13 protein-coding genes are annotated in these 14,365 nt (G+C 44.2%); 2 read left to right on the top strand and 11 right to left on the bottom strand.

Annotation, left to right across the window (positions count from 1 at the left end; all coding sequences use genetic code 11):
* Positions 1-5 precede the first annotated feature (5 nt).
* Both NFR88_RS06670 and NFR88_RS06665 read right to left on the bottom strand, forming a co-directional pair.
* On the bottom strand, positions 6-1,310 hold the full coding sequence (locus tag NFR88_RS06670) for a cytosine permease (protein ID WP_251614375.1): 1,305 nt from the start codon (positions 1,308-1,310) through the stop codon (positions 6-8).
* Between the two features lie 2 nt (positions 1,311-1,312).
* Positions 1,313-2,077 (bottom strand): creatininase family protein, encoded by a 765-nt coding sequence (locus NFR88_RS06665; RefSeq protein WP_251614372.1) that lies wholly within the window; start codon positions 2,075-2,077, stop codon positions 1,313-1,315.
* Positions 2,078-2,263: 186 nt separating this feature from the next.
* On the opposite strand from NFR88_RS06665, the gene NFR88_RS06660 reads away from it, so the two are divergent.
* Positions 2,264-3,859, top strand: a complete 1,596-nt coding sequence (locus NFR88_RS06660; protein ID WP_251614369.1) for a PucR family transcriptional regulator — start codon at positions 2,264-2,266, stop codon at positions 3,857-3,859.
* 296 nt (positions 3,860-4,155) lie between these two features.
* On the opposite strand, the gene NFR88_RS06655 is transcribed toward NFR88_RS06660, so the two are convergent.
* The 4 genes from NFR88_RS06655 to trhA form a co-directional block, all read right to left on the bottom strand.
* Entirely contained in the window at positions 4,156-5,562 is a 1,407-nt protein-coding gene (locus NFR88_RS06655; protein ID WP_251614366.1) for an amidophosphoribosyltransferase, read from the bottom strand.
* A 397-nt stretch (positions 5,563-5,959) separates the two neighbouring features.
* Positions 5,960-6,664 (bottom strand): pseudouridine synthase, encoded by a 705-nt coding sequence (locus NFR88_RS06650; RefSeq protein WP_251614364.1) that lies wholly within the window; start codon positions 6,662-6,664, stop codon positions 5,960-5,962.
* A gap of 66 nt (positions 6,665-6,730) precedes the next feature.
* The gene (locus NFR88_RS06645) at positions 6,731-7,996 is read right to left on the bottom strand and encodes an FAD-dependent oxidoreductase (RefSeq protein ID WP_251614362.1); all 1,266 of its coding nucleotides are present in this window, start codon (positions 7,994-7,996) and stop codon (positions 6,731-6,733) included.
* Between the two features lie 52 nt (positions 7,997-8,048).
* Positions 8,049-8,708, bottom strand: a complete 660-nt coding sequence (trhA, locus tag NFR88_RS06640; protein WP_161908874.1) for a PAQR family membrane homeostasis protein TrhA — start codon at positions 8,706-8,708, stop codon at positions 8,049-8,051.
* A 180-nt stretch (positions 8,709-8,888) separates the two neighbouring features.
* Between trhA and NFR88_RS06635 the strand changes: the two genes are divergently transcribed.
* Positions 8,889-9,530 carry an HAD family hydrolase gene (locus tag NFR88_RS06635; protein WP_251614361.1) on the top strand — a complete coding sequence of 214 codons (642 nt, stop codon included), beginning with the start codon at positions 8,889-8,891 and terminating at the stop codon, positions 9,528-9,530.
* A gap of 60 nt (positions 9,531-9,590) precedes the next feature.
* On the opposite strand, the gene NFR88_RS06630 is transcribed toward NFR88_RS06635, so the two are convergent.
* From NFR88_RS06630 to NFR88_RS06610, 5 genes are all read right to left on the bottom strand, one after another.
* Positions 9,591-11,213: an ATP-binding cassette domain-containing protein gene (locus tag NFR88_RS06630; RefSeq protein WP_251614360.1), complete on the bottom strand. Its 1,623-nt coding sequence runs from the start codon at positions 11,211-11,213 to the stop codon at positions 9,591-9,593.
* Positions 11,214-11,334: 121 nt separating this feature from the next.
* Positions 11,335-12,705, bottom strand: a complete 1,371-nt coding sequence (scfB, locus tag NFR88_RS06625) for a thioether cross-link-forming SCIFF peptide maturase (protein ID WP_251614359.1) — start codon at positions 12,703-12,705, stop codon at positions 11,335-11,337.
* A 1-nt stretch (position 12,706) separates the two neighbouring features.
* A complete protein-coding gene (scfA, locus tag NFR88_RS06620) occupies positions 12,707-12,850 on the bottom strand; it encodes a six-cysteine ranthipeptide SCIFF (RefSeq protein WP_160200859.1) in 144 nt (47 codons plus the stop codon).
* Between the two features lie 109 nt (positions 12,851-12,959).
* Positions 12,960-13,850: a polysaccharide deacetylase family protein gene (locus tag NFR88_RS06615; protein ID WP_251614358.1), complete on the bottom strand. Its 891-nt coding sequence runs from the start codon at positions 13,848-13,850 to the stop codon at positions 12,960-12,962.
* A gap of 6 nt (positions 13,851-13,856) precedes the next feature.
* The gene (locus NFR88_RS06610) at positions 13,857-14,363 is read right to left on the bottom strand and encodes a bactofilin family protein (RefSeq protein WP_160200857.1); all 507 of its coding nucleotides are present in this window, start codon (positions 14,361-14,363) and stop codon (positions 13,857-13,859) included.
* Positions 14,364-14,365: the final 2 nt, after the last annotated feature.

Raw genomic sequence — 14,365 nt, 5'->3', positions numbered from 1 at the left:
TGCGATTACTCGCCAATAAACTCTTCCGGATTTCTTGCTGCAGGGATTACATTCTTAAGTGCAGCATTTAAAATCAGATATACGATCATACCGACAACAATGGAGTTAAATGCAGGGCTGAATACGTTTACGAAGAAGCCTACTGCCATACCAGCTATCCATGCGCCAATTCCTGCAAAGTTGAAACCTGGAATAATACCCCAGTTTTCTTTCTTGCCTTTTCCAATAATCCAGTAGTCTGCCATCATGATGCCTGCAATTGGCGGAATCATGACAGAAAATGCGTTGAGCATCGGAACGAAGAAATCCAGTGCACCTAAAACTGCCAGAACAGTTGCGATTACACCGATAATTGCAGTAAGAAGCGGTCTCTTACCATCCTTTGCTCCACAGAATCTGGTGAATGCCAGACCGCTCTGGTAGAAGTTAGTGGTGTTAGTAGTCCATGTTGCCAGAAGCAGTGCGAGTACGCCGATAATCGGCATGTTCAGTTTTACGAACAGCTCTGTCAGGTCTGTTGTTCCTGCGCCAACGCTCATGATTGCACCCATAGCAACAATCAAAAGCATCGCCGGTAAAATTCCCAGTACTGAAGAAATGACCGTTGCCTTTCTGTCTTTTGCATAGCGGGTCAGGTCTGTACATACGATGGTTCCGCAAGCAAAGATACCAATCATAATTGCCAGTGCAGATACGAAGTCCATCTGCTGTGCCGGTTCATAAGCAAGCACTGCGCTAAAGCCGCCGTACATGCCTACAGACTTAATGGTACCGTATACACATACAACAACCAGGAATGGAACTGCTACATAGTTTAGCACAGTCATCCATGTAAAACCATATACTGCAGTCAGTACCATAATGCCGCCCCACAAAATCATGGACAGCCACATCGGGAATGGAATTCCAAATGCACCCAGCGCTGCAACAAAAGCACCGCCGCAAACGCCGATCTGTACAGCAGCCTGTAAGCCCTGTGTCAATGTAATCAGACCAGCCAGAATGTATCTGGAACCGGTGTTGCCGAAGGTTTTTCCAAGAATCACTGTCAGTGGATAGCCTGTATCGGATGCTTCAATTCCGTTTAAACTCATAATTGCCACCTGTACACCAAAAGCTAACAGGGTAATTAAAAGAGTCATCTGCAGGGATAAACCTCCCATCAAAATTGCTCCAACCATCAGTGCAGGTGCACTGATTACACCGCCAACCCAAATCATGGTCAAGCTTAAGGTTGACTGCTTTTCCTCGGGCTGCACCTGGGTAATGGCACGTTTTTCCATCGTACCTTGTTTATGATTCTCTGCCATAGTTATTTCCTTTCACGTTCTAATTTCTCTTTTATAATCTTCAGCTGCAGCTGCTGCATAGTCTCAAAGAACCGCATGCCGCGCTCACGGGTTGCACCAGTCGGATCGCCCATAATTCCATTGGCACTGACTGCCCGAAGACCTTCCGTGCTCATTTTGTCCGAAACCTCTTTGGTCAGTCCGCCCATAAAGCCTGCTTCTGCTTTATCCATCTGTACCAAATCGGATACAGCCAGCATCATGGACGTTTCAAATTCACAGGAATGTCCACCGCAGACGCCTTTTGGCAGCCCCTCATTTTTCTCTGCCTCTGCAAGCATTTGCATAACATCCGCCATGCTGCAGCCGGTTACGATAGCAGCCTCAGGATGTTTCTCCCTGCAGCGCACTGCTGCCTCTTCCATCGCAGGCATATTTCCGCCGTGGGTGGATGCAAGAACAAACGTATCAAATCCATGTTTTAAATAAGAATCAATATAGTCCTCAATTATCATCATATAAGTTTCCGCCCTCAATGTAATGCTGCCAGGAAACGGCATATGGGGGTCAGAAACGCCGGGACGAATCACAGGTGCCGCCAGCGCTTTGCCCAGCCTCTTCGCAAAGTCGCCCGCCTCCGCATGGGCTCTGATTGCATCAGTATCCTCCGGCAGGTGTGGCCCATGCTGTTCCACCGCACCGGAAAAAATTACCACTGTCTTATATCCTTCAGCCAATGCTTTTTCAATTTCAGGCCAGGTCATTTCCTCTAAATAATAAGTTCTCATAGCTGATTTCCTCCTTTCTTTTGCTATATACAATATTATAAATTTATCATATCATTGAAATCACTTTTAGCTCTTTTCTGTTTCAGATAAAAAAACGTACTTCCCTTTGTTCCTTTTGACAAAAAACTCCTCCTATGATACACTTTAAACAATTATCTTGTCCAAGAAGGCAGATAGGAGTGCAATATGAGTATCACCCTGAAAGATTTATTAAGCCTGCCAGTGATGGAAGGTGCCATTGTAAGAGCCGGAACTTTATCGCTTTCCAACACCGTTTCCGGCATTGGAATCGTTGACCAGTTCGACATTCAATTTAATTATGACGAGTTGTTTCACACTTCCAAATATCTGCTTGGAGAGATTCTGCTGTCCAGCTATTTTCTTACGTTTCCCTTACAGGTCAAACTGGATTGCCTGCACTTTCTTAGCCGCGTCGGAGCAAGCGGAACTTTAGTGATGAATATCGGTATGTTCAAAGAGGACTTCGAGCCGGAAGTGATACAAACTGCAGAAGCGCTGGATTTTCCTTTGATTCAGATGCCGTCTCACAGGCACTCCTGCAGCGAACTGATTACGCCTATTATGGAACAGATTCTGGAGGATCGAAAGAATCAAAACTACTGGACTAACATTGTCCTGGAATACATGGCGTCCCTCTCTGCGCAGGAGCGCTCTCTAACCCTTCTTGTAGACATTATCAGCCAGTACACCCATTTTTCTATCGGTCTCTACGATAAGGACTTGAACCTGCTTCACGGCGCTGACTGGGCCGGTGAAGATTTCAAACCTCTTCATGACGCTAATTTTACCATTTCCCATGGAGAGAAACTTTCCACTCGCACATCTTATCAAAGTGCTTTTGTCTCAAAGACAGGAAACCGCTACTACTTCACCCGAAGCCCCATTTTCTTCAGCGACCCGGTATTAAGATATCTAACAGTGATTTCCAAGCAGGGCGCGGTAAACCAAATCCAGTTTGAGCAGGTGATGGAATCGATTCGTCTGTATCTGTGTATATGGGAGAAAAACCGCTCTGATAAGACTGCCCTGTGTCATGCTCTTATTCACAACGAACCTATTAAAATTCAGAGCCTTGCCAAGCGGCTGAGTGTCGATATAAAGAAGATTCACGCTGTACTCATTTTCAGCATGACAAACAGGGCAAAAAAAGAGCCCGATTTACTTCGGACGAAATTAGAAAAACACTATTATTCCCAAGGATTTACGCCAATTTCAGAGGTAAACGGAGATTGCATCGTTCTGTTTCTGGAATTTCCTGATTATGAGATCAATCGCTACGATTTCTTTATGGAATCAGAAAAAGCTTTTTCTTCCTATGAGGAAATTGAGCGCATGATGATTCATGCCGATTACTATAACCCCGGCATTTACAAAGATTTATTCGAAGAGTACGTCGCCTATAACGCCTACCTGCATCGCATTCTTCCTTCAAAAAAAGTTTTCAATCTGGGCGAACTGCATTTCTGCAGCGAGTGCGCTGCCGTTGCGTCAGACAAAAAAGCTTCTGACCATGCCCTTACCATTCTGCATCCGATTCTGCATGCCGCTTCCGGTGCTGATACTTTGCTGGAAACTCTGGAAACCTTTATTATTGATGCCAACGGTAATATTGACAAGTCTGCCGAAATGCTGTATGTCCATAAAGGCACGGTGAAGTACCGGCTGAAACGAATTAACGAAATCCTTGGTTTTGATATGCGAAAAATGCCTGAATCTCTAACGATTTACAAGGCGCTGGCCCTTTACCGGATTTTAAAATAGAAAAAATTCAGCGCTGCTGAACTCTGTGCGCTTGCTTCACTCATATCTCATGCATATTTCAAAGAGAATTCTCAAAAATATGCACCGCTGCGTGCATATTTTCACCAAAAATTAAAAAAATACGCATAAAACGCCGTCATCAAGAGGGTTTTCCCTCTCTCTGACGGCGTTCTTCATTGTAAATCTGCATATTGCAATCAAAATTCTAAAAAATATGCACGATTCCTTATCATAGCCTGCATATTTTCGCTGATTTTTACGAATATATGCACAGCTGCTGCATTACAGTGCAAAGACTATTCTTTTCCGTTCCAGCAGTAGGTGCAGAGTTTATTTCTTTCAAGGCCCGTAGCATCCATCATATCATCAAGGCGACAGAACTGCAGCGTAGTGAATCCCATTTCCTTACGGATTTCCTCCACCATCTGCGCATATTTTTCTGTCTCAGGATTTGCATATTCTTCCAGGATTTCACCAGTTACGTTGCCATTCTCAAGTCTTGTGATAACTCTTCTGGTAATCAGATCCATTTCAGAGGAAGAACGCGAGAAGTTCAGATATTTGCATCCATACATAATCGGCGGGCACGCAGGTCTGATGTGCAGCTCCTTTGCGCCGATTTCAAAGAGATATTCGGCAGTTTCTCGAAGCTGCGTTCCTCTTACGATGGAGTCATCAATGAGTACCAGTCTCTTGTCTTTGATTAAATCTTCCACAGTCAGAAGCTTCATCTTTGCAATCAGATTTCGCTTGGTCTGAATGGTCGGCATAAACGAACGCATCCAGGTCGGCGTATATTTAATAAAAGGTCTTCCGTATGGAATACCAGAAGCATTGGAATATCCCACTGCGCTTCCGATACCGGAATCAGGTACACCAGCTACATAGTCCGCTTCTACACTATCCCGCTGTGCCATCTTGGCACCGCAGGCATTTCTCATCCGCTCTACACTGATCCCCTCATAGGAGCTTGCCGGAAACCCGTAATACACCCAAAGGAAAGTACAAATCTTCATGTCTTCGTTTGGATTCAGCAGTGTCACACAGTTCTGATCTGTAATCACTGCAATTTCTCCTGGTCCCAGTTCTTTGTAATCTGTATATCCCAGATTCTTGTAGGCAAAACTCTCGAAACTAAAGCAGAACCCCTCCTCTTTCTTACCTACAGCAATAGGTGTTCTGCCGTATTTATCACGAGCTGCATAAATGCCCGCCTTATTCATCAGAAGCAGCGATATGGAGCCGTCGATGACTTCTTGTGCATAGTGCATGCCCTCGATTAAATTCTCTTTCTGATTAATCAGCGCTGCAACCAGTTCGGTCGCGTTGATTTCACCGCCGCTCATCTCCAGAAAATGAGCATGTCCCGTATCAAAGAGTCTCTGCACCAGACTATCGACATTATTAATCTTTCCCACTGTCGTCAGCGCATAAGTGCCATGATGGGAACGAATAATCAACGGCTGTGGCTCGTAGTCCGAAATACAACCAATTCCCATAATGCCGTCCATCGTCTGCATATCTTTGTTAAACTTCGTTCTGAAAGGAGAGTTTTCGATATTGTGAATCGCTCTGTTAAAGCCGTCCTTTCCGTATACCGCCATACCACCTCGCCGAGTTCCCAGATGAGAATGGTAATCTATCCCAAAAAACAAATCAAACACGCAGTCCTGCCGCGCTGCAACACCAAAAAAGCCGCCCATAACGTAACCTCCTTTATCGTAAATGGTTTAACTGAAAAAAATATTGTACCACACTCTTTTTGCTTTTACAATATTTCTTTATAAAAAACATACGGCAAATATGAAAAGTATCATTAGCCATCAATACTGACAAAATGATAGTAACATGCAGGATTTTGTCAGCAAATCGTGAAGAAACCCATCTTAATACGACTGAAATCCTGACAGAGCTGACAAAATCAAAAATAATTGTCAGTTCTGGCAGAATTTTTGATAGAAACACAGACAAAACTGACAAAAATTTAAAAAGCTGTCAGCTTTGTCTGTTCCAGAAAATCATTAAACGTTTTTCATGCGTTTGCCGTGACAGAAAACAACATAAATGCGGGGTAACTAAAAGAAGACGGTTTCCCGTCTTCTAGCAATTCTTTAAATATTCGACTTCTTCTTTTGTCAGTTTTCTATAATGCCCTACAGCCAATCTGCCCAGCTTAATATCGCCGATAGCAATACGTGCAAGTTCCTGCACGTTATTGCCGACCGCCTTAAACATCTTGCGTACCTGGCGATTTTTTCCCTCGTGAATGGTGATATCCACGATGGTAGACCTCTGCACGCCTTTAACAATCTGCACTTTGGCGTTAGATGTCACGTAACCACCGATATCAACGCCCCTTCGCAGCTTTGCACATTTCTCGTCAGACAGAACGCCTGCAACCCGCGCCCTGTAAGTCTTCGGCATCTCATGTTTCGGATGGGTCAGCCTATACGCAAAATCTCCGTCGTTGGTCATGATCAGCATGCCGGAAGTATTATAATCCAGTCGTCCCACCGGAAAAATTCTGGCGTCGACATCCTTCACCAAGTCCATCACAGTCTGTCTGTCCTTATCGTCACTGACGGTTGTCACATACCCCAGCGGCTTGTTGAGTAAAATATAGACCTTCTTATCCTCCGGTTCTATGCGGCGACCGTTAACTTCCACTACATCACCTGCAACTACATCATAGCCAGCTTCCTTCAGCGTCAATCCGTTGACCTTCACATTGCCGGCAGCAACCAGTTCATCTGCCTTTCTTCTGCTGGCAATTCCTGATTGCGCAATATATTTATTAATTCTCATCGATTTTATGTCTCCTTTTCCTAAGGAGGATTTTAACACAAAATCATCTGGAAGTCATCGCTTTTTTTAACAGTCGTATACGCAGGTGAGATCTGCCGCCTCGATGCGCGCTGCAATTTCTTCTCTGTTTACGGAGTAAAGTCCTTTCTCCTTCATATACTGGAAAAATTCATCTCCCGCAAAAGTAAACATGCCGCCGTCAGGTTTTTGGTACGTTAGCAGTGCACCAATAGCGATAGTGTCCGGCAACTGCAAACACGATTCGCCTGCCGCATAACAACCGGCATTGTGACCGGCCAAAGCCCCTGTAGAAATTGCTTCCGTATGACCGATGAAAAGTCCCGACTTCTCCCCGCCGCAAAAGAGGTTTTTAACACCTTTTACCTGCATATTTTCCTCTCGCTCTGTCACTGCCAGATAGCGAATAGAGTTGCCTTTTCCGCCTGCATAAGGGTCTGCATATCTTGCATTTTCAAAACCTTCCACCGTCCGAAGCTGCTCCAGCGGAAAATATGGGGTCATCATCTTTGCATAGCCAGTATCGATGAGAACAATGTTTTCCACAAATTGCGGCAGCGCATACTGTTTGCAAACCTTTTTAGAAAGCTTGCTTTTATTGATTAATTCCTTTGCAAGGGGCACGATTGCTACGCCTTTCTCAGAAAGTTCCTGTTGCAGTGGCTTTGATAGAGTCGATTTCTCTATTTTCGTGGATCCGCTGAAAGCGCCCGGCGTGCCGTCTGCACGTTTACCATAATAATCAAATCCACCTGCTTTTTCAGAAATGCTGACTCTCGGTCCAAAGGCGGGACACCTGAGCACGCACATACTGCATCCGTTTCCAAACTCCATGCAGTTTCCCATAGGTCCCGTCGTTCCCGTACAATCTACATAAACATCGGCATCAAAGTGCTCGCCATCCGCTGACACAAGTTCCGTAATTCTATTTTCACCATCCTGACATTTCTCGGTTTCGACATCTATAATCCGGGTCATGAAATGTATATCGACTCCCATCTCATGCAAAAGTTGCCGAACCTTCGGCTCCACTTTTAATACGTTATAAAATGTTGCGTGCTTATGTCCCGGAAAATCTACATTTCGATGGGTTGCACAGCCGTCAGTAATCTCAAAAAGCTCTCTTGCACCCATAGCGATATTCTCTTCTGCCGCGGTGAATCTTCCATTATTTCGCATAATACCGCCCACATTGCCCAGCCCCAGGAGCAGGTCTGTCCTTTCAAGAAGCTGCACCTTTGCGCCGGTTTTTCTTGCGGTGACTGCAGCGCTGACCCCTGCCCAGCCGCCGCCGACTATGATAATCTTTGCCATATGAACCTCCAACAATTCTTCTTGTTACTATTCATATGACAATTTATGCTTTTTAGAACGCCATAGGTATGACATAAACCGCGATACAGATATAATGCAAGACACTCCCTGCCAGCACAAACAAATGCCAAATGCTGTGCATATATCTTTTTTTCATGGCATAAAATACAAGTCCCCCTGTGTAACTGATCCCTCCAAGAAGCAGGAGCCAGAAGGCAGGCTGCGGCAGTACGCGGATAATATCTTTAAAGGCAAATACAATTGCCCAGCCCATGACCACATAAAGTACGGTGCCCAGCCTCTCGGTCTTAGCAAGATCGATGGCGTTGAGCAGAATGCCAAAACCTGCGCAAAGCCAGACTGCACCCACTACGACTAGTCCTTTGGGATTTCCACGAAGGGCGACGAGACAAAATGGCGTATAACTCCCCGCAATCAGAAGGAAAATAGAAGCATGATCAAAAATTCGCAGTATTTCCTTTGCTTTGGGATGGGGTACCCCATGATAAACCGCCGACATGGTGTAAAGCACAATCAGCGATATACCAAAAACCAGACTGACGCCCAGCGCCAACCCGCTGTGGTGAACTACAGATAAAACGATCAGCACTGTAGTGCCGCCTACTGCCAGTACTGAGCCTAAGCCGTGAGACACTGTATTAAAAATCTCTTCCCCCACTGTATATCTCTTTAAAGTTCCGTCTGTCATCATTTTTCCCCTTTCTAATTTCGTATATATTTTTTAACATTTTAAAATCTAGTTTTTATTACTATATTATAATATATTCATTTTCATTTTATGTCAAGTTTAAAACAAAATTTGTCTGCTACTTGTTTCCCAACATAGAAAATGCTACACTTTCTACTAGCATGGAAAGGAGCCTTAGATTTTATGTATCAGGGAATTATTTTTGATTTAGACGGCACCCTCTGGGATTCCACAGCACAGATTTTACCGGCGTGGAATAGAGTGCTGGCCCGCTGCAACACCTGCTCTCCTATGACACTTCCTGAGTTTCAGAGCTATATGGGGAAAACCATAGAAGAAATTGCAGCTATCAAGCTGCCCCACCTGCCGCTTAAAGAAGGCGCAGCCATTTTTTCTGAATGCTGCAAAGAAGAACTCATTGAGCTTGCAAAAAGCGGCGGTGTTTTGTATCCGAACCTAGCGGAAACCCTCGGCACTTTGCATCAAAATCACTTTCTCGCCATTGTAAGCAATTGTCAGAACGGCTACATTCAAACTTTTCTCGAGTTTCATCGGCTGAGAGACTTCTTCGATGACTTTCTTTGCTTCGGACAAACACAGCTTCCCAAAGGTGAAAACATTCAGCTTCTCATGGAAAGAAACAATCTGCAAACCGCCGTTTATGTCGGCGATACGCAAGGTGATTTCGATGCCGCAAGGCAAGCAGGAATTCCATTTATTTACGCTGCCTATGGGTTTGGAGAAGTTCCGGACCGTTCCTATCGTTTAAATACGATTTGTGAGCTGCCGAAACTGTTGAAAGAACTAGTAGTACTGTCAGAATAAACCTTCTGTCGTACAACCAAAAAGGAACGACCCCACTAGTTGTTCCTTTTTAGACTATGCTCAAACTGATATTTCTTTTCTTAGCTTTTGATAAGCCTCCGTTTTGATAACCTCATCAGGTGTTCCAGCCATCAACAGCTTTCCTGCCTCCATGAGGAGAACTTCGTCAAAAGCTTTCAAGTAGTTGCTATCTAAATCATGGGTTGCAACAATCACAATTTTATCTTTACGACTCTGCAGAATCCCTGACAGTATTTTTTTATTTGCCATATCCATGGCAGAAAATGGCTCATCATACAGTTCAACCGATGCGTTTTCTGCAAAAGCACGGAGCATGCAGATTACCTGTTTTTCTCCTGCGCTAAAATCCAAGCCTCCGAAGTCAAAGTTTTCTAATCTTTGTTCTTTGTCATAAGCTCCAAACATGGTAACATTTTCTGTGAAATCGCCTTTAAAAATATGACTTCCTACACCGGTTAAGGATACGTAATCCTCTACGCATATATCATCGGAGGACGTTCCGTCAAAATAAACCTTTCCAGAATCCTCCACTTTACTTTTACGGATTATTTCAAGAATCGTACTTTTTCCACAACCGTTGTGTCCAATTAACGCATATTGACGTCCTCTTACGAAGCGATAGCTAAAGTTTTTAATTTCAAACCCCTCAAAGTTCTTAGAAAGGTTCTCAAGCTCAAGGGTTTCAATAGCGTTTTCCTCTAGTTCCGATTTCAATTCTTTCCTTGCCACACCTTTTCCCAGCTGGTTGATATATTCCATCAGATTTTCCGTAACCTGCTTTGTCGATTTAATATTGCTGACTTCTTCCAAAATATATCTCAGCGGTTCAATAAAGCTTTCTGCATAACCAAGGGCTGCAACTCCAGTCCCCAGCGTAATTTTTGAAAAAACAAAAAGAATCCCGACTGCAGCAAATGATAGAATATTAACCGCATATAAAAATCCCCCATTTAAGATATGAGTAAATGTGCTGAATTTCCCGTAGTGAAGCATACTATCTTCTGTTTTCCGCAGCACTTTTGACTGCTCACTTCCCATGGCGTTCTGCGTTTTTTTGTTGACCTCACGAAAACCGGCAAATAAATCACGCAGCTTTTCTATATAGTTTCCTTGCAGGCACACCCATATTTTCCTGCGTTCTGCCAAGGTTTTCCCTGTAATTGCCGGTGCCAAAAGAGCAAGCAGTGTTCCCACCACAATTACCAGCCCAATATAAAGATTCAGAGAAAAAATAAATACGCCATACACAAAAATCTGCATTGCAGTCTGTACCACCGCAACACAGCTGGAAATATATTGACTCGCCACCCCTATATCATTTGTAAAAAGCGATAAATACTCTCCTTGCGACTTCTTCGCAAATTCCCTGTACGGCTGGTTAAGCAGTGCATGAAACAAATCATCTTTGATTAAAAGATTGAACTTCCAATCAAGCTTCCAGGCATTTCTTTGACTGATATATTCAAAAACACTATTGATGATATAGACCAGAATATATAGTCCGATAAGCAGGAGAATTCCATAGTCGCCCCAAATTTTAAATTTTTGATCGAATAAAAGTTTATTCAAATATGGAATCGCTGCTAAGGCTGCAATTGAAATAACAGCACAAGATATTTTTGCGAAAATGATTCCTCTCAGTTTATATAAATATTTTTTCATGCTGCACCTTGTCTTTCATTTAGTTCAGATATATATTAACTTATTCTGTTTTCTTTTGTCAATAACTGAAAAAACGCTCCGAAGCATTCATCATTTCTTCGGAGCGTTCTATTTATTAATTTTATTCCATCATTGCAATCTGCATCATGATCGCACATTCCATGCGCTTTTTAAAAAGCTTGCATCCGTAGTCGTAGACGCCTTTGATGGAACCCGTTGCGTGATATGCGTTAGCTGCGCAGCCGCCGCTGCAGTAAAGACGCGCCCAGCAGTCTCTGCATTCCTCACGGGCATAGACATTGCACATCTTAAAATCCTGACGAGTTTCTTCGTTTGTAATGCCGTTCCAAATGTCACCCATCTTGTACTTTTCATCGCCGACAAACTGGTGGCACGGGTATAGGTCGCCCCACGGCGTCACAGCAAAATACTCCGTTCCCGAGCCGCAGCCGGAAATTCGCTTATAAATACAAGGTCCATGAGTCAAATCTATCATATAATGGTAGAAAGTGAACCCGCTTCCCGCTTTCTTTCTGCGAATCATCTCCGTCGCCAGAATTTCGTACTGTTCAAAGAGCTTCGGCAAATCCTCTTCCGTCAGCGCAAAAGGATCCTCCGGCGGACATACCACCGGTTCCATGGAAAGTTCCGTAAAGCCCAGGTCTGCCATATGGAAAATATCTTCTGTAAAATCTACATTATTATGAGTAAAGGTGCCTCTCATATAGTAGCCTTTGCCGCCTCTTGCCGCAACCAGCTTCTGGAACTTCGGCACGATTAAATCGTAGCTTCCCTCATCGGACGGTGTTCTTCTCAGCCTGTCGTGAACTTCCCTGCGTCCGTCAAGGCTCAACACCACATTGTGCATTTCCTTGTTTGCAAATGCAATGACATCATCGTCAATACCTACACCGTTGGTGGTCAGCGTAAAGCGGAAATTTTTTCCATGCCGCTTCTCCACGCTGCGGGCATACGCAACCAGGTCCTTCACCACCTGCCAGTTCATCAAAGGCTCGCCGCCAAAAAAGTCCACTTCCAAATTGCGTCTGTCACCGGAATTTTCGATGAGAAAATCCAGCGCCTGCTTTCCTGTTTCAAAGGACATCAGTCCCCTCTCACCATTAAAATTCCCCTGGCTTGCAAAGCAATAGCTGCAGTTTAAGTTGCAGGTATGCGCAACGTGAAGGCAAAGCGCCTTTACTTCCGTATGGCGATTCTTCAAATCGTAAGCATTTGGTTCGTAGATATCTTCTGTAAAAAGTTTTCTCTGCTCCTGCAGCGTTTCAATATCGTCTATGACTTCCAGCACTTCCTGCCGGGTTACATCAGCTTTGCCTGCGTACTTGTCCAAAATCTTTGCGACCAGCGTCTCTTTTTCCTCAGAAAAGAAATCATGGATGATGTCATACGCAACATCATCCACTACATGTACCGAACCGCTATAAACATCTAAAACGATATTGTATCCGTTTAGTTTATACTGGTGTATCATCTTAGTTCTTCTTCTCGCACTCCTGATTTGCTACACCGCAGGAAGTTTTGCAAGCTGACTGGCAAGAAGTCTGGCATTCGCCACAGCCACCGTTCTTCATGCTCTGTTCTAAGTTTCTTGTTTCGATTGTCTTGATTCTTTTCATTTTATATCTACCTTTCTATTTGTAATCTTTCACTATTTTCTTATTTTACCTTATGGTGCGGCACACTGTCAAGTCCCGTATCACCGCACACACGGCAAAGTCTGCCCATTTATTTTAAATAAGAGAAAGTAATGGGTTTTACACTCCGGTCCAGCTTATCAAAAGCATAACCTTCATCCTGCAGCTGCTCGATAATTTCAGGCAGTGCCTCCACGGTGGATCCCATGCTGGCACTATCGTGCATCAGTACGATACTTCTGTCAGCATTATGCACGCCGTTTAAGATTCGTTCTGCAATCACATCGCTGGACGGATTTCCTGATGCCGCATCCTCTGCAGAGGCATTCCAGTCAAAATACACAAACCCACGCCTGTACATCTCTGCAATAATCTGCTGACAAAGCGTATAATTATAAGTATTGACAGAACCGCCCGGAAAACGGAAAATTTCTGCCCGATAAGAAAATTCCTCATAAAGCTCTGTCCAGAGTTTTTCAAAATCCGCAAGATAAGTGTCCATCGACTGATAAACGTATTCGTAGGAGTGAGTATACGTGTGAATACCGATAGTATGTCCTTCATCAATAATCCGCTGTACAATATCTCTATTTTCGCTGATCTTACCTACTACAAAAAAGGTCGCTTTAATATTGTGTTCCTTCAGAATGTCCAGTACCTCCGGCGTGCACGTCTGAGAAGGCCCGTCATCAAAGGTCAGGTATACCGTTTTTGACTTCGCCTTTGCCTGCCGGAATTCATCCCGAATATAAAGTGATGCATACTTTTCCTGATAAGGAAGTGCCTCCTCTTCAACAATCAGCGCAGAATCTGCGTTTTGGGTTTCGTTTCCGCCAGAATCTGTGCCACTGCCAGCTTCTGCAGACAATGCCGTCACTCTCACAGAGAGAACGATGACCGCCACCGTCAAGATGAGAAGGACGCCCAGCACTGTAAATGTAATAAGTCGCTTAAAAAATCTTACTGAAAATCTGCCTTCCATATTTATTTACCGAACCACTTGCATACTTCCCAGGAGCTGTGCCCCTGCATCAACAGAGATAGATTTTGTGCGAATTCCGCCTGTAATGCTGGCGCTGCTGTGGATCTGCACTTCCGAAGTCGCCTCTATATTTCCCTTAATGGTGCCGTCTGCGGAAAGCACACTGCAGAAAATTCTCCCTTCCACTTTGGAGTCTGCATCCATCAGGATATTTTCTTTTACGGTGAGATTGGATTTCAGCTGGCAGCCAGTCAGCTTCAGATTACTGCAGGCGATATCACCCGAAATCCTGCCTGTTGCAGTGATGTTTCCTGCTGCTGTTACATTGCCTTCTACCTCTCCGTATATCATTAGGTGCCCACGAGTCACAATATCGCCCGTCACCTTGGTATTCGCTGCAATCACACCGGTCTCATCTATAGGCAGCACGCCCTCATGGTTTTTTTCCTCTTCAGCAGTCTCTTCCTGTACTGGTTCTTCGTATTCTGTCTGCTGTTTCTTTTCTTCTTCCATGT

It is taken from the genome of Senimuribacter intestinalis (genome assembly GCF_943192965.1).
Taxonomy (GTDB): Bacteria; Bacillota; Clostridia; order Peptostreptococcales; family Anaerovoracaceae; genus Senimuribacter; species Senimuribacter intestinalis.
The sequence above is the reverse complement of the archived record's forward strand: the minus strand, read 5'-3'. Positions and strand labels throughout refer to the sequence as shown.

Coding starts and splice junctions, on each gene's coding strand:
- NFR88_RS06650 (WP_251614364.1), bottom strand. CDS start 6,664: ATGAGAATTAATAAATATATTGCGCAATCAGGAATTGCCAGCAGAAGA.
- NFR88_RS06615 (WP_251614358.1), bottom strand. CDS start 13,850: ATGGAAGGCAGATTTTCAGTAAGATTTTTTAAGCGACTTATTACATTT.
- NFR88_RS06630 (WP_251614360.1), bottom strand. CDS start 11,213: ATGAAAAAATATTTATATAAACTGAGAGGAATCATTTTCGCAAAAATA.
- NFR88_RS06655 (WP_251614366.1), bottom strand. CDS start 5,562: ATGGGCGGCTTTTTTGGTGTTGCAGCGCGGCAGGACTGCGTGTTTGAT.
- NFR88_RS06665 (WP_251614372.1), bottom strand. CDS start 2,077: ATGAGAACTTATTATTTAGAGGAAATGACCTGGCCTGAAATTGAAAAA.
- NFR88_RS06645 (WP_251614362.1), bottom strand. CDS start 7,996: ATGGCAAAGATTATCATAGTCGGCGGCGGCTGGGCAGGGGTCAGCGCT.
- trhA (WP_161908874.1), bottom strand. CDS start 8,708: ATGATGACAGACGGAACTTTAAAGAGATATACAGTGGGGGAAGAGATT.
- NFR88_RS06660 (WP_251614369.1), top strand. CDS start 2,264: ATGAGTATCACCCTGAAAGATTTATTAAGCCTGCCAGTGATGGAAGGT.
- scfB (WP_251614359.1), bottom strand. CDS start 12,705: ATGATACACCAGTATAAACTAAACGGATACAATATCGTTTTAGATGTT.
- scfA (WP_160200859.1), bottom strand. CDS start 12,850: ATGAAAAGAATCAAGACAATCGAAACAAGAAACTTAGAACAGAGCATG.
- NFR88_RS06635 (WP_251614361.1), top strand. CDS start 8,889: ATGTATCAGGGAATTATTTTTGATTTAGACGGCACCCTCTGGGATTCC.
- NFR88_RS06670 (WP_251614375.1), bottom strand. CDS start 1,310: ATGGCAGAGAATCATAAACAAGGTACGATGGAAAAACGTGCCATTACC.
- NFR88_RS06610 (WP_160200857.1), bottom strand. CDS start 14,363: ATGGAAGAAGAAAAGAAACAGCAGACAGAATACGAAGAACCAGTACAG.